Here is a 14693-nt window from a genome sequence, read left to right on the forward strand (position 1 = left end):
TATGCGGAGGATAGAATGCGACATCCACTGGTTATGGGTAACTGGAAGTTGAATGGCAGCAAGCAGATGACAGCTGAACTGATCGCCGGTCTGCGCAATGAACTCTCTGGCGTTGAAGGTTGTGGCGTCGCGATTGCACCACCCGCCCTCTATCTTGAGCAGGCAAAACACGCTATCTCCGGCAGCCACATCGCCCTGGGTGCGCAGAATGTGGATGTTAACCTGGCTGGCGCCTTCACCGGTGAAGTCTCCGCAGAGATGCTGAAAGATGTCGGTGCGCAATATATCATCATCGGTCACTCAGAACGCCGCACCTACCACAAAGAGAGCGACGCGTTCATCGCGAAGAAATTTGCCGTACTGAAGTCTGCGGGTCTGACTCCGGTGCTGTGCATCGGCGAAACCGAAGCGGAAAACGAAGCGGGTAAAACCGAAGAAGTCTGCGCGCGTCAGCTGGATGCCGTGCTGGAATCCCAGGGCGCAGAAGCCTTTAAAGATGCGGTCATCGCGTATGAGCCGGTCTGGGCCATCGGCACCGGCAAATCTGCCACCCCGGCACAGGCACAGGCTGTCCACAAATTCATTCGTGACCATATCGCGAAGAAAGATGCGGCCATCGCAGAGCAGGTCATCATTCAGTATGGCGGCTCAGTAAATGACAAAAATGCGGCTGAACTTTTCACCCAGCCTGACATTGATGGCGCGCTGGTTGGCGGTGCGTCACTGAAAGCGGACGCTTTCGCGGTCATCGTAAAAGCGGCAGCGGCGGCCAAAAACGCCTGAGTCTGACTCGCTGAATCAGAGGCGGCTCAGGCCGCCTTTTTTGTCGGCGTAATCAGCTGACAGCTATGGTCCTGTAACTCCTCCGCCGATCCCCTGTTCAGCAGCAGCCAGTTCTGCTCGATAGCCATCAGCACCAGTCGCCCATCCCGTAATTCCGCCAGAGCCAGTCCATATTTTCCCCTCTCTGCCCGTGCTTCAGGCCGTTCGTCTGCCAGCCGGATAAACACACTCTGCTGCGCCAGCGCCGCCGGCGTCAGGGTGCGCACCCAGTAGCGGTGACTGCGCAGCGTGACGCGCTGCCACTGCCCGCTGCGCGGCGGCGTCAGCCGGTCGAGCTGCTGGCGCACATCGGGTCGCAGACAGGAGAGATGAATATGCAGCTGATTCTGCGTGCGTCCGTACTGAGCATTGATCGCCAGTGAGAGCACCCGGTCATCGACAGGCGAACCGTGCCGCTGCGCCAGCAGAATGCGTTCATGCCAGGCAAGGGCGAAATAATTGGGCGTGTCAGGATGAAGTAATTGCGGGCTTTCGATGCCGCTGATCCTGTCGGTGGGGATCAGCAGATATTGCAACGGCCCGTTGCGGTCTTTCAGCATCGCATAACGCTGGTTGAGATCGACGCGCTGACAGGGCGCAGGATTGCCGCCATGTTGCTGACCCGGCAGACAGTGCTCGCTGACAATCTGCCACAGTGCGTCACTGTTCTTTTTGAAATGCAGGGCAGCCGCCAGCAGACCTGCGATGATCAGCACCAGCAGAACGGCAGCCAGAGGGGCTACACGGCGTCTTGTCAGCATCATAACGCTTCCTGAATGGCTAAGCAGCCTGCATCCTCGCCTGGCGGGAAAAGAATGTCACGGGGAATTCGGGGCAGACGCTTCGATTGTCAGACTGGAAGAAATCAGAGGGGTGACAGAGAGCCGCGGTCAGCGCCGATCGGCGCTAACCGCCAGAGATTAGGGTTTCATAACCTGGTCATAGCTGCCGCCATCGGCAAAGTGGGCTTTCTGTGCCTGAGCCCAGCCGCCAAACTTATCCTGAACGGTAAACAGCTTCACCGGCGCAAAGGTGCTGGAGAATTTCTTCGCGATTTCAGCATCACGCGGACGATAGTAATTCTGTGCCGCGATCGTCTGACCTTCCGGTGAGTAGAGGTACTTCAGATAGGCCTCGGCCACTTTGCGTGTCTCCTTTTCATCCACCACTTTATCGACCACCGACACCGTCGGTTCCGCCAGAATGGATTCGCTCGGCGTGACAATCTCAAACTTATCTTTACCCAGCTTATTCACCGCCAGGTAGGCTTCGTTTTCCCAGGCAATCAGCACATCACCAATTCCGCGCTCAACGAAGGTATTGGTTGCGCCGCGTGCCCCGGAATCCTGCACCTCAACGTGTTTAAACAGCGCTCTGACGTACGCCAGGGCTTTCGCCTGATCGCCATTGTTATGGTCCAGCGCCCAGCCCCAGGCCGCCAGGTAGTTCCAGCGTGCGCCGCCGGAGGTTTTCGGGTTCGGGGTAATCACAGAGACGCCCGGTTTTGTCAGGTCGCTCCAGTCATGGATCCCTTTCGGATTCCCTTTTCGCACCAGGAAGACAATGGTCGAGGTGTAAGGCGCAGAGTTGTCCGGCAAACGCTGCTGCCAGTTTTTATCAATGCGTCCTCGCCCGGCGATGGCATCGATATCCGACTGTAAGGCCAGCGTGACCACATCCGCACGGATGCCGTTGATGACGGAGGTCGCCTGCTTACCGGAGCCGCCGTGTGACTGACGCACTACCACATTATCGCCGGTTTCCTGTTTGTAGTGCGCACTGAATGCCTTGTTGTACTGTTCATACAGCTCACGCGTTGGGTCGTAGGAAACGTTTAGCAGCTGAATGTCTTTCGCCAGCACGCTGGTCGAGGCCAGCAACAGGGTAACGCCAATACTCCACTTGTTCATTACGCACTCTCCCAATGTCGTTATGGGTTAAGCGTGACATAAACTAATTCGGAGATTAAAGAATTAAAAATGAGCGGTTATAACGCTGAGGAATATAGAGACGGGCTGCCGGAGCGCGCTGTGCAGCACGCTCCGCCGTGGTATCAGTAAAGTTTTTTCGCGGTGTCGAGCCAGTCACGCTTGAATGGACGCTTCATGTTTTCGATTGCGTCGATGATATCGTGATGGACCATCTTCTCATTCTGGATACCGACGCAGCGGCCGCCATAACCCTGCATCAGCAGCTCAATGGAGTAGGCACCCATCCGTGACGCCAGGATGCGGTCATAGGCGCAGGGCGCGCCACCACGCTGGATGTGACCCAGTACGGTCGAACGGGTTTCACGCTTGGTTTCTGTTTCAATGTAACGCGCCAGATCGTCGATATCGCAGATATGCTCGGTAATCGCCACGATGGCATGTTTTTTACCTTTGGCAATGCCTGCTTTAATTTCCGCTACCAGCTCTTCGCGGGTATAGGGAAACTCAGGCAGTACGATGAACTCACAGCCACCCGCTATCGCCGCCGCCAGTGTCAGATCGCCACAGTAGCGGCCCATCACTTCAACGATGGAGATTCGCTGGTGTGAAGAAGAGGTGTCACGCAGGCGGTCAATCGCTTCAACCACCGTTTCCAGTGCCGTGAAATAACCGATGGTGTAATCCGTGCCGGCGACGTCATTATCGATGGTGCCAGGCAGACCGATGCAGGGGAAACCCATCTCAGTCAGACGTTTGGCGCCCATGTAGGAACCATCACCGCCAATCACCACCAGCGCATCAATACCGCGCTTTTTCATATTCTCAATGGCAACCTGACGAATATCTTCGTTACGGAACTCCGGAAAACGTGCAGAGCCAAGGAAAGTGCCGCCGCGATTGATCATGTCGGAGACGCTGTAGCGATCAAGGTTGATCATGCGATCTTCATACAGTCCCAGATAGCCGTCATAGATCCCAAAAACTTCCAGTCCTTCACTCAGCGCGGAACGAACCACTCCGCGAATAGCTGCGTTCATGCCTGGGGCGTCACCGCCGCTGGTTAATACACCAATTTTCTTGATCATGACAACCTCTGGATTGTTCAAAACTAAGGGTTAATCCTGCCTGTCGATCGCGGCAGACGGCCAGTTATGACTCGCGCGACACGTGATGGCAGATAGTATATCAAAGGCTTGCTGCTGAATTGATTCAGGTCAGACAACTTTTCACTAATTTTTGCAGCAATGTTAACGCCAGGTCATACCTTACGTATCAAATTGATTCGTTTAGGTTAAAAACCAATGGAATCCTGTTTCTCGAACGGTACCACAGAACAGGGATCCTGATGGATAATTACGTCCGATCCGGGGAATTCTTTACGTAACGCCTTCTCAACCTGATCGGCAATTCGATGCGCCTGCACCAGCGGCAGCTGATCTTCCAGCTCCAGATGAAGCTGAATAAATTTGGTCGGCCCCGACTGGCGGGTGCGCAAATCGTGCACGCCCTGTACCTGCGGCCAGCTGGTGGCGAGGGTCAGGATCTGCTGTCGCTCCGCCTCCGGCAGCGCGCGATCCAGCAGTGACTGAACGGCCTCGTAGCCCATACGCAGTGCGCTGTAGAGAATAAAAAGACCAATCCCCAGCGCGAACAGGGCGTCTGCGCGCGCAAAACCGTAGCTGCTCAGCACCAGCGCAATCAGAATGGCACCGTTCATGATGACGTCTGACTGGTAGTGCAGCATATCGGCCCGAATCGCCTGACTGCGGGTTTTGCGCACGACCCAGCGCTGAAAGGCGACCAGGATCAGCGTCGAGCTCAGTGCGACTACCGTCACCGCAATCCCGACGTCCGGAGCGCGCAGCACATTGGGCGATGCCAGATGCTGCAGGCCGGTCAGAAAGAGGAAGAGAGCGGAGCCGGAAATAAACATACTCTGAGCCAGGGCAGCCAGTGACTCCGCTTTGCCATGCCCGAATGTGTGGTTTTCATCAGCCGGCTGCAGGGCATAGCGCACGACCAGCAGATTGGTGAGCGAGGCGGCGATATCGACCAGTGAGTCCACCAGAGAGGCCAGCAGACTCACTGACCCGGTGTACCACCAGGCAAAGATTTTCACGAGTAGCAGCACAGAAGCAAGAATGGTAGCAGCAAGCGCAGCACGCTTTACCAGTCGGCCATAAGAGGGTTGCATACCAGTTTTCCTGTACAGCATCAGTGACGATGCGCACTCAGATGAAAGAATGGCTGCAGTTTAACATCGGGAACAGAATGTGCCCATCGGGCCGTCTTGCCTCTCAGCCTCTTATGACAAAGCCGGAGACGCACAAAAACAAGCCCCGGCCTCAAAGAGGACGGGGCAAAGTGTGATACATCAGTGTCAGGCGATACTCAGATGCGGGCCTGCGCTATGAAACAAGGCGATTATTTTTTGCCGCCTTTTTTCCCGGCTTCTGATGCTTTTTCACGATCGTTTTTGAAATTTCCGCCGCCGCTGTTCTGGCCGCCTTTTTTACCGGCTTCAGATGCTTTTTGCGGATTATCTGCGAAATTACCTGAACCACCACGATGCTCTGCCATAACTTACTCCGTTAATAGATTCATTCAGGACTACATAATGTGGTTGCTGCTCCCTGAGACTTCGCAAAGCCACTGCATTTCCCTGCAGTGACAGAACTAAGTGTAGAGGGTGTGCCTGAATCGGCAAGCGCAGCGCGAAATACACAACTCATTGAATATCATTAAAAATATTATAAAACATAACCGTAACTCATTTAATTTCAGCAGGTTAATCTGTTTTATCTGCCTGAATAGCATAGCGGTAGCGTTAACATGAGAGACGGGCCGGAAAAGCCATAAATCGACAATTCCGGCTAACAAACGTTAGACAGGCATCAATAAAAACCGGCTTTCGTTACACAGCGATGATTGCTGGCAGAGTAAAAAAAGGTGAAGAAAAGATAAAAAAAACCCCCACCATCATGGCGGGGGAAGACAGGGATGTGTCTATGGCAAGGAAAACAGGGATACTATGTTACTGGTTACTGCTGGTACGACTCACTGCCTGCAGCGATGAAGCTGGCTGCAATTTCGAAATATGTCGCAGCTCGCTTAGCCGCTGCTGATAATTCTGCTGTACCCTGGCCTGCTGGGCTGGCGTCAGCAGCTGAAACATTTGATTCTGCACGCGGGCCAGTTCAACCTGCTGTTCAACCTGAACCCGGGCAATAACTTCTGCCTTTTCACGAATGGCCGCTTCGTTAAACTGATCGGCAGTCACTAACTCGTGCAGTGCTGCGATATCATCAATGTGAACCATCGGGCGCTGATGCCGGGCCTGTTGCATCAGGTCACGCATCTGTTGACGCTGCTCTTCAGTCAACTCGATGCCATCGAACATGTGGCTTTGCGGATTTTGCGTCATACTGCCTGTCGGCAATCCGCCATGATGCATTTCGTCAATCGTCGTCGCCTCCCGGGCACCTGCGGTGGTACCACTCAGGGTCACCGCTGAGGCAAGGACGACGGCGGTCAATTTGCGCATCCTGTACTCCAGTTCGTTCCGTTTTGCAATTCAACGAGAGCCAGTGTACGGCGACAGCTGCAAACATCCGTCAGGGGGTGTAAAACTACGTAAAGCGATGGCGAGGTGCGCCAGGAAAACGGTATTTTGCCTGCGGAGGGCTACAAAAATGAATAAAATCCTGTTGGTAGATGACGACCGCGAATTAACTTCGCTTTTAAAAGAATTGTTAGAAATGGAAGGGTTTGAAGTGGTGGTCGCCAGCGATGGTGAACAGGCACTGAATCTGCTCGATAACTCTATTGATCTGCTTTTACTGGATGTCATGATGCCGAAGAAAAACGGTATCGACACCCTGAAAGAACTGCGTCAGCAACATCAGACCCCCGTCATCATGCTAACCGCGCGCGGCAGCGAGCTGGACCGCGTACTGGGCCTCGAACTGGGCGCAGATGACTATCTGCCTAAACCCTTTAACGATCGCGAGCTGGTGGCGCGTATTCGCGCTATTCTGCGCCGCTCAAACTGGAGTGAACAGCAGCAGCAGCACGATAACAGCTCTCCTACGCTGGAAGTTGACTGCCTGCGTCTCAATCCGGGTCGCCAGGAGGCGAGCTTTAATGATGTCACCCTGGATCTTACCGGTACAGAGTTCACCCTGCTCTATCTGCTGGCGCAGCATCTGGGCCAGGTCGTATCGCGGGAGCATCTGAGTCAGGAAGTGCTGGGTAAGCGCCTGACCCCTTTTGACCGCGCCATTGATATGCACATCTCTAATCTGCGTCGCAAGCTGCCTGAGCGCCACGACGGTCATCCCTGGTTTAAAACTTTACGGGGCCGCGGCTATCTGATGGTTTCAGCGTCATGATTGGAAGTCTGACCACCCGTATCTTCGCCATCTTCTGGTTGACCCTGGCGCTGGTGCTGATGCTGGTGCTCATGGTGCCCAAACTCGATTCCCGCCAGATGACCTCGCTGCTGGAGAGCGAACAGCGGCAGGGCATCATGATCGAGCAACACGTCGAAGCTGAGCTGTCGCAGGATCCTCCCAACGATCTGATGTGGTGGCGTCGTCTGTTTCGGGCTGTTGAAAAGTGGGCACCGCCGGGCCAGCGGCTGCTGTTAGTGACCAGCGAAGGTCGGGTGATTGGCGCGCAGCATAATGAAATGCAGGTTATCCGCAATTTTATTGGCCAGTCTGATAACGCCGACCATCCGCAAAAAAAGAAATATGGCCGTGTTGAGCTGGTGGGGCCGTTCGCTGTCCGGGATGGCGAAGACAACTATCAGCTTTACATGATCCGACCCGCCAACAGCTCCCAGCTCGACTTCGTCAATCTGCTGTTTGACCGTCCCCTGCTGCTGCTGATCGTTACCATGCTGATCAGCTCGCCGCTGCTGCTGTGGCTGGCCTGGAGCCTGGCGCGTCCGGCACGTAAGTTAAAGTATGCGGCCGATGAGGTGGCAAGCGGGAATCTGCGCCAGCACCCTGAACTGGAATCGGGTCCTCAGGAGTTTCTGGCTGCAGGATCAAGCTTTAATCAGATGGTCAGCGCACTGGAACGGATGATGACCGGCCAGCAACGGTTATTATCTGACATCAGCCACGAACTTCGTACCCCGCTCACCCGCCTGCAACTGGCTACCGCGCTGCTGCGTCGGCGTCAGGGCGAAAGTAAAGAGCTGGGCCGCATCGAAATGGAAGCGCAGCGTCTCGATGGCATGATCAACGATCTGCTGGTGCTGTCGCGCACCCAGCATAAAAACGCACTGGTCAGCGAAGCGATGAAGGCGAATCAGTTGTGGAATGGGGTACTGGAAGATGCCCGATTTGAAGCTGAACAGATGGGTAAAAAGATGGATATCCCCTATCCGCCGGGTCCATGGCCGCTTTATGGCAACCCGCATGCGCTGGAGAGTGCGCTGGAGAATATCGTACGCAACGCGCTGCGTTATTCCCACTCGCACATCAGCGTCAGCTTCTCGGTCGATATTTCCGGCATCACGGTGCATGTGGATGATGACGGTCCTGGCGTCAGCCCGGAGGATCGTGAACAGATTTTCCGTCCTTTCTACCGGACAGATGAAGCACGCGACCGTGAGTCGGGCGGCACCGGACTCGGTCTGGCGATTGTCGACACGGCAGTACAGCAGCATCGGGGCTGGGTAAAAGCCGATGACAGCCCGCTGGGCGGGCTGCGACTGACCCTCTGGCTGCCGCTCTACTCCTCTGGCCGTCAATAATTTGCTATGCTTCGGCCCCTGTCATCGGGGGCCTTATGCTTAACATCGTCTTGTTTGAACCAGAAATTCCGCCAAATACCGGCAACATCATTCGCCTTTGCGCCAATACGGGCTTCCAGCTTCATCTGATCCAGCCGCTTGGCTTCACCTGGGATGACAAACGCCTGCGCCGGGCGGGGCTGGATTACCACGAATTTACCGCCATTAAATTTCACGCAGACTACCCGGCCTTTATCGCCTCTGAATCACCGCAACGCCTGTTTGCGCTGACGACCAAAGGAACACCCGCACACAGCGCGGTGGCTTATCAGGCGGGCGATTATCTGCTGTTTGGGCCGGAAAGCCGCGGGCTTCCGGCGGAAATCCTGGCGGCATTACCGGCAGAGCAGAAAATCCGCATCCCGATGAGAGCCGAAAGTCGCAGTATGAATCTGTCGAACGCCGTTTCGGTGGTGGTTTATGAAGCGTGGCGCCAGCTGGATTATGCGGGGGCGCTGATTAAAGACTAGATGCCGTCGCCAAACTGGAAACCCGCCAGGCTGCCGTTAAAGTGCTGATCCATATCCATCGACGGCTTGTCGCTGCCTGGCTTGCCGACGATACGTGCGGGCACGCCTGCTGCCGTGGTGTGCGGTGGTACAGGCTGTAACACCACCGAACCGGCACCGATTTTTGCGCCCTTGCCCACTTCGATATTCCCCAGGACCTTTGCACCGGCCCCAATCATCACGCCTTCGCGGATCTTAGGATGACGGTCGCCACTGGTTTTGCCGGTTCCGCCGAGCGTCACCGATTGCAGAATTGAAACGTCGTTTTCTACTACGGCCGTTTCGCCGATCACGATACCGGTAGCATGGTCGAGCATGATACCGTGACCAATGCTGGCTGCAGGGTGGATATCGACAGCAAAAGAGACGGAGATTTCATTCTGCAGATAAACCGCCAGGGCGCGGCGGCCCTCATTCCATAACCAGTGGCCAATGCGGAAGGCCTGCAGGGCATGAAAGCCTTTAAGATAGAGCAGCGGCGTAGAGTATTTATCGACTGCCGGATCGCGCTGACGTACGGCCTGAATATCGTATGCCGCTGACAGTATCATCGACGGATCTTCACGATAGGCCTCTTCAACAATCTCACGGATGGCGATAGCGGGCATAATCGGATTTGCCAGCTTATTGGCCAGCATATAACTCAGTGCACTGCCGAGATTTTCATGCTTAAGCAATGTCGCGTGAAAGAAGCTGGCCAGCATCGGCTCACAATCAGCCAGGGCGCGTGCTTCTGCTTTGATATTGTTCCAGACCAGTTCTAACTCATCAGACGACATTGCTGTATTCTCCCGATAAAAAAAGCGCCTGAATGGCGCTGCAGGTGATGATGCTACGCGTCCTGCGTTAGCTTATGCTGTTTTCGTCTTTCCTTGTTCGTCCCAGCAAGCTCAATGCTGCATCTCTCGCCGGTTTTTCGCAATACAGCACCTGATAAATCTGCTCGGTAATCGGCATCTCTACACCCAGCCTTGCAGCCAACGCTTTGACTTCTTTGGTGTTTCTGTAGCCTTCTACAACTTGTCCGATAATGCGTTGCGCGCTATCGACATCCTCGCCCTGGCCCAGCATCATGCCAAAACGGCGGTTGCGCGACTGATTATCGGTGCAGGTCAACACCAGATCGCCCAGCCCTGCCATACCCATAAAGGTTGTGGGATCCGCACCTAACGCGGCACCCAGACGGCTCATTTCAGCCAGCCCACGGGTAATCAGGGCGGTGCGCGCATTTGCGCCAAAACCTATCCCGTCAGACATGCCGGCGCCGATGGCAATGACATTTTTTACCGCACCACCCAGCTGCACGCCGATGAAGTCAGGATTATTGTAGACGCGGAAACTCTTCCCGCAGTGCAGCTTCTGTTGCAGGTCGTCAGCAAACTGCGCATCGGTTGCTGCCAGCGCAATCGCCGTCGGCAAGCCTGCAGCCAGCTCTTTAGCAAACGTAGGGCCGGAGATCACGGCCAGCGGAATGGCATCGCCCACAATTTCGCGCGCCACATCCTGTAGCAGACGGCCGGTCTCTTTTTCCAGTCCTTTGGTCGCCCAGACGATACGGGAGTCTGGCCGCAGATGTGGCTTAATCTGTTGCAGTACATCACCAAACACGTGGCTCGGCACCACGATCAACAGATCGCGGCTGGCGGCAATGGCACGGGTCAGATCGGGTTCAGGAGAGAGATAGTCGGGAAACGGGACGTCGGGCAAAAAAGCTGTGTTGCAACGGTCGGTCTGAAGTTGCGCAAGATGCGCCGGATTATGTCCCCACAACAGCACCGGATTGCCGTTACGGGCCAGGGTAATCGCCAAAGCGGTGCCGTAAGATCCGGCACCGATGACGCTAATCGAAGCGTGTATGGTCATCAGGCATCCTGATGGTGTTCAGCACCTTCTTCACCTTGCTGCTGCTGCAGGTAGTTCATGAACAGCGCATCAAAGTTAACCGGTGCCAGGTTCAGCTGTGGGAAGGTACCACGTGATACCAGGCTGGTAATGCATTCGCGGGCATAAGGGAACAGGATATTCGGGCAGTAAGCACCCAGGCAATGCGCCATCTGCGTTCCTTCGATACCACTGATGGTGAAAATACCTGCCTGCTGTACTTCACACAGGAAAGCGGTCTCTTCGCCTACGTTCGCGGTTACAGTCACACGAAGGACGACTTCGTACACTTCGTCAGCCAGCTGAGAAGATGCAGTGTCCAGATCCAGTTTAACGTCCGGTTCCCACTCTTTCTGGAAAACCTGCGGGGCATTAGGCGCTTCAAAAGAGATATCTTTGGTGAAGACACGCTGAATCTGGAATTGCATTTCGTTCGTGTTATGTTCTGACATGTGACCAAATCCTATGTATGAGAGTGTCCGGCGTAAAATTACGCCTGTAGTAAGGGATCTAAACCTTCGCGATTATCGAGTGCGAATAAGTCATCGCAGCCACCAATGTGCTGCGCATCAATAAAAATCTGAGGCACGGTGGTGCGACCGCTACGCTTGATCATCTCTTCGCGTTTCGCCATGTCACCATCGATAGCGATCTCCTGGAATGCGACGCCTTTTTGCGTCAGCAGCGCCTTTGCCCGATGGCAGTAAGGACAGGTGGCCTTGGTATACATTTCTACATTTGCCATGCTCAGTGCCTCTGTAAGATTATTTACCGCGAACCAGTGGCAGGTTCTCGCCGCTCCAGCCGCTGATACCATCTTTCAGCACTGAAACCTGCGTGAAGCCTGCCGCGCTCAGGTGGGCAGCAGGATCGGCCGCGCTCTGTCCGGTTGCACACACTACAATTATGGGCTGTGCTTTATGCTTTTCCAGTTCGCCCAGGTTGCCTTTTTTAATCTCAGCGGCAGCAATATTCTGCGCACCTGAAATATGCCCTCTGCGGAAGTCGTCGCGCGAACGCACGTCTACTACTACCGCGTCCTCTTTGTTAATCAGGCGGGTGGCTTCACCCCGGCTAATCGTTTTTACCTTAGAGAACATTCCTTTAACGGTAGTCACAATCACCATAACGAGTAAAACGACCCATGCGAGACTCAGGATGGGGTGATTGCTTGCAAACTGCATAATTTCTTGCATGAGGGGTAACGACTCCAGACCGGGCTAATAAGCTAAAACAAGGGTTCTGAGTATACCTGCGCCACTTCGCATGTACAGATGCTATGCGGCCAGAGTATCGATTTGTGCTCCATTTTCCAAAAAAAGTGGCTGAATAGCAAAAATGGCATAAGGCTTAATCCATGTCATTGTGAAAGCGGACATAACCGGAAAAGCAAATGCCAGTGGGGAGCACTGGTAAGCGGCAGTTCATCGTGGAATAATCACTGGCCTATGAAGGGAAAAACAACCGTTTCACACACAAGGACCCGTTCCAGCGGCGAGAACCTGCCGTTGTTCAACCAGCTGTCCAGCCTCTCCCTTGGTCTGCTTTGTGCGGGCGCACTGTTATTGCCTGCCGTGGCCAGGAGTGCGGAAGACAGCAAATCTCAGCTGCAATCTATCCAGCAAAACATTGCTGAGAAAGAGAAAAGCGTTAAAGCGCAGAAGGTGCAGCGCAGCAAATTGCTGGATCAGCTTCAGAGCCAGGAAAAAATCATTGCACAGGCGAGCCGCCAGTTGCGTGACACCCGCAATAGCCTCTCCGCACTCAATACCGAGATAAAGCAGCTTACTGCCTCTATCGCCCGCCTTGAGAAGCAGCAAAACCAGCAGGAAACGCTGCTTTCAGAACAGCTTGATGCAGCATTCCGTCAGGGTCAGCATAGCGGCGTTCAGCTTTTACTGGGTGGCGAAGAGAGTCAGCGCAGCGAACGTATTCTGGCTTATTTCGGCTATCTCAACACTGCCCGGCAGAAAAGTATCGAATCGCTGCAAAAGACGCGGCAGGACCTGGATCAGCAACGCGTGGCGCTGGAGCAGAAGCAACAGCAGCAGAAAACCTTACTCGCGCAGCAGCAGGGTCAGCAGCAGAAGCTGCAGCAGGCGAGCGACGCCCGTAAAAAAACCCTGACGGCGCTGGAAAGCGCGCTGGAGAAAGATCAGGCCGACCTGGTCGAGATGCGGCAGAACGAAAGCCGCCTGCAGGATAAGATCGCCCGGGCGGAACGCGAGGCTCGCGAACGCGCAGCCCGTGAAGCGCGTGAGGCGGAAAAAGTGCGTCAGCGTCAGGCGCAGGCGAAAGCTAAAGGCTCCCGCTATCAGCCGACCCAGAGCGAACGCGAACTGGTGGCCCGCACCGGTGGTCTGGGTCGTGCTGGCGGACAGGCGATGTGGCCAGTGCGTGGACGTATCGAACATCGCTTTGGTGAACAGCTGCAGGGTGAATTACGCTGGAAAGGTCTGGTGATCGATGCACGCGAAGGCACCGAAGTCAAAGCGATCGCCGACGGTCGTGTGCTGATGGCTGACTGGCTGCAGGGCTATGGCCTGGTCGTGGTGCTGGAGCACGGTAAAGGCGATATGAGTCTGTATGGTTACAACCAGAGTGCACTGGTGAGCGTGGGTACGCAGGTGAAGGCAGGACAGCCTATTGCCCTGGTCGGCACCAGTGGTGGCCGTGGTACTCCGTCGCTCTATTTTGAAATCCGACGTCAGGGACAGGCCGTCAATCCACTACCGTGGTTAGGAAAATAGGTTTTGCTGCAACGTCGAAAACTCTCCGTTCTGTTAAGTGTGCTGCTGTTCAGCTGCGTTGCGCAGGCGGGTAAACTGGCCATTGTCATTGATGATTTTGGCTATCGTCCTGCCGAAGAAAACAAAGTTCTGCAGATGCCGCAGGCCATTTCGGTGGCGGTGTTACCCAATGCACCGCATGCCCACGAGATGGCCACCCGCGCGCATCAGGGCGGGCATGAGGTCCTGATCCACCTGCCGATGGCGCCGCTGAGTAAACAGCCGCTGGAAAAAGATACGCTGACGCCAGAGATGAGCAGCGACGAGGTGGCGCGTATCATGCGTAACGCGGTGAACAACGTGCCCTATGCGGTTGGTCTGAACAACCACATGGGCAGCAGAATGACGTCAAGCCTGCCAGGTATGCAGAAGGTGATGCAGGCGCTGAACCACTACAATCTCTACTTTCTCGACAGCATGACCATTGCCAACAGTCAGGCCATACCGGCTGCGCAGGGAACGCAGGTCAGAGTATTAAAACGCCGGGTGTTTCTTGATGACAGCCAGGACAGCAACGCTATCCGTCAGCAGTTCAGCCGGGCGGTGAAGCTGGCGCAGCGCGACGGATATGCCATTGCCATTGGTCATCCCCACCCCGCCACTGTGCGGGTCCTGCAGCAGATGCTGCCCACCCTGCCCGCCGACATCACGCTGGTTCGCCCCAGCCAGCTGCTGAATGAATCCCTCCACGCCGGGTCCCGGAGGCCGCTGGCGCCGGCCAGACCCACGACGCCACGCTTCCGGCCTGCGGGGCTGTGTAAGCCAGGGCAGCCGCTGGCCCCGGTTCCGGCGACCCGTGCCTTAACGGTGATTGGCGAGAGCGTGAACAACAGCCCGCTCTTCAGGACGCTGAAAAATCTGTTCTGAATGTACTATGAATGCTAAGTCCCAGGCTTAGCATTCATTTATGCGCAGAAATTACTATAATCCCGGGTCGGGTGATAACGGGCTGTGC

General features: G+C 55.2%; 17 protein-coding genes. 6 read left to right on the plus strand and 11 right to left on the minus strand.

Going from position 1 to position 14693, the window contains the following annotated elements:
* Positions 1 to 15: 15 nt before the first annotated feature.
* Complete coding sequence (gene tpiA, locus RT657_RS16525; protein WP_313655770.1) at positions 16 to 783, plus strand: triose-phosphate isomerase; 768 nt, start codon at positions 16 to 18, stop codon at positions 781 to 783.
* A 26-nt stretch (positions 784 to 809) separates the two neighbouring features.
* Here tpiA and RT657_RS16530 read toward each other — a convergent pair whose 3' ends face one another.
* The 6 genes from RT657_RS16530 to cpxP form a co-directional block, all read right to left on the minus strand.
* A complete protein-coding gene (locus tag RT657_RS16530) occupies positions 810 to 1583 on the minus strand; it encodes a CDP-diacylglycerol diphosphatase (RefSeq protein ID WP_313655852.1) in 774 nt (257 codons plus the stop codon).
* Positions 1584 to 1742: 159 nt separating this feature from the next.
* Positions 1743 to 2732, minus strand: a complete 990-nt coding sequence (locus RT657_RS16535; RefSeq protein WP_313655771.1) for a sulfate ABC transporter substrate-binding protein — start codon at positions 2730 to 2732, stop codon at positions 1743 to 1745.
* 143 nt (positions 2733 to 2875) lie between these two features.
* Positions 2876 to 3838, minus strand: coding sequence for a 6-phosphofructokinase (gene pfkA, locus RT657_RS16540; protein WP_111140706.1), 963 nt, complete (start codon positions 3836 to 3838; stop codon positions 2876 to 2878).
* A gap of 206 nt (positions 3839 to 4044) precedes the next feature.
* Complete coding sequence (gene fieF / locus RT657_RS16545; protein ID WP_313655774.1) at positions 4045 to 4947, minus strand: CDF family cation-efflux transporter FieF; 903 nt, start codon at positions 4945 to 4947, stop codon at positions 4045 to 4047.
* Between the two features lie 230 nt (positions 4948 to 5177).
* Positions 5178 to 5333, minus strand: a complete 156-nt coding sequence (locus RT657_RS16550; RefSeq protein ID WP_003851267.1) for a general stress protein — start codon at positions 5331 to 5333, stop codon at positions 5178 to 5180.
* Positions 5334 to 5787: 454 nt separating this feature from the next.
* Positions 5788 to 6297 (minus strand): cell-envelope stress modulator CpxP, encoded by a 510-nt coding sequence (cpxP, locus tag RT657_RS16555; protein WP_313655775.1) that lies wholly within the window; start codon positions 6295 to 6297, stop codon positions 5788 to 5790.
* Between the two features lie 148 nt (positions 6298 to 6445).
* Between cpxP and cpxR the strand changes: the two genes are divergently transcribed.
* From cpxR to trmL, 3 genes are read left to right on the plus strand one after another with little or no spacing between them, the layout of a single operon-like run.
* Positions 6446 to 7144 (plus strand): envelope stress response regulator transcription factor CpxR, encoded by a 699-nt coding sequence (gene cpxR, locus RT657_RS16560; protein ID WP_128084476.1) that lies wholly within the window; start codon positions 6446 to 6448, stop codon positions 7142 to 7144.
* Positions 7141 to 8520 carry an envelope stress sensor histidine kinase CpxA gene (cpxA, locus tag RT657_RS16565; RefSeq protein WP_111140710.1) on the plus strand — a complete coding sequence of 460 codons (1380 nt, stop codon included), beginning with the start codon at positions 7141 to 7143 and terminating at the stop codon, positions 8518 to 8520. The genes cpxR and cpxA overlap by 4 nt, the downstream gene beginning before the upstream one ends.
* Before the next feature lie 35 nt (positions 8521 to 8555).
* A complete protein-coding gene (gene trmL / locus RT657_RS16570; RefSeq protein ID WP_313655777.1) occupies positions 8556 to 9029 on the plus strand; it encodes a tRNA (uridine(34)/cytosine(34)/5-carboxymethylaminomethyluridine(34)-2'-O)-methyltransferase TrmL in 474 nt (157 codons plus the stop codon).
* On the opposite strand, the gene cysE is transcribed toward trmL, so the two are convergent.
* From cysE to RT657_RS16595, 5 genes are all read right to left on the minus strand, one after another.
* Positions 9026 to 9847, minus strand: coding sequence for a serine O-acetyltransferase (cysE, locus tag RT657_RS16575; RefSeq protein WP_313655778.1), 822 nt, complete (start codon positions 9845 to 9847; stop codon positions 9026 to 9028). The genes trmL and cysE overlap by 4 nt on opposite strands.
* Before the next feature lie 67 nt (positions 9848 to 9914).
* The gene (gene gpsA / locus RT657_RS16580) at positions 9915 to 10931 is read right to left on the minus strand and encodes an NAD(P)H-dependent glycerol-3-phosphate dehydrogenase (RefSeq protein ID WP_313655780.1); all 1017 of its coding nucleotides are present in this window, start codon (positions 10929 to 10931) and stop codon (positions 9915 to 9917) included.
* Positions 10931 to 11401 carry a protein-export chaperone SecB gene (secB, locus tag RT657_RS16585; RefSeq protein ID WP_111140714.1) on the minus strand — a complete coding sequence of 157 codons (471 nt, stop codon included), beginning with the start codon at positions 11399 to 11401 and terminating at the stop codon, positions 10931 to 10933. Before secB ends, gpsA begins: the two co-directional genes overlap by 1 nt.
* Before the next feature lie 38 nt (positions 11402 to 11439).
* The gene (gene grxC, locus RT657_RS16590; protein WP_313655782.1) at positions 11440 to 11694 is read right to left on the minus strand and encodes a glutaredoxin 3; all 255 of its coding nucleotides are present in this window, start codon (positions 11692 to 11694) and stop codon (positions 11440 to 11442) included.
* 19 nt (positions 11695 to 11713) lie between these two features.
* Positions 11714 to 12145, minus strand: a complete 432-nt coding sequence (locus tag RT657_RS16595) for a rhodanese-like domain-containing protein (protein ID WP_111140716.1) — start codon at positions 12143 to 12145, stop codon at positions 11714 to 11716.
* Between the two features lie 252 nt (positions 12146 to 12397).
* On the opposite strand from RT657_RS16595, the gene envC reads away from it, so the two are divergent.
* Complete coding sequence (envC, locus tag RT657_RS16600) at positions 12398 to 13699, plus strand: murein hydrolase activator EnvC (RefSeq protein ID WP_313655783.1); 1302 nt, start codon at positions 12398 to 12400, stop codon at positions 13697 to 13699.
* Positions 13700 to 13702: 3 nt separating this feature from the next.
* Positions 13703 to 14605: a divergent polysaccharide deacetylase family protein gene (locus tag RT657_RS16605; protein WP_313655784.1), complete on the plus strand. Its 903-nt coding sequence runs from the start codon at positions 13703 to 13705 to the stop codon at positions 14603 to 14605.
* Positions 14606 to 14693: the final 88 nt, after the last annotated feature.

Origin of the sequence: Pantoea sp., from assembly GCF_032114055.1 — a bacterium.
Classification (GTDB): Bacteria; Pseudomonadota; Gammaproteobacteria; order Enterobacterales; family Enterobacteriaceae; genus Pantoea.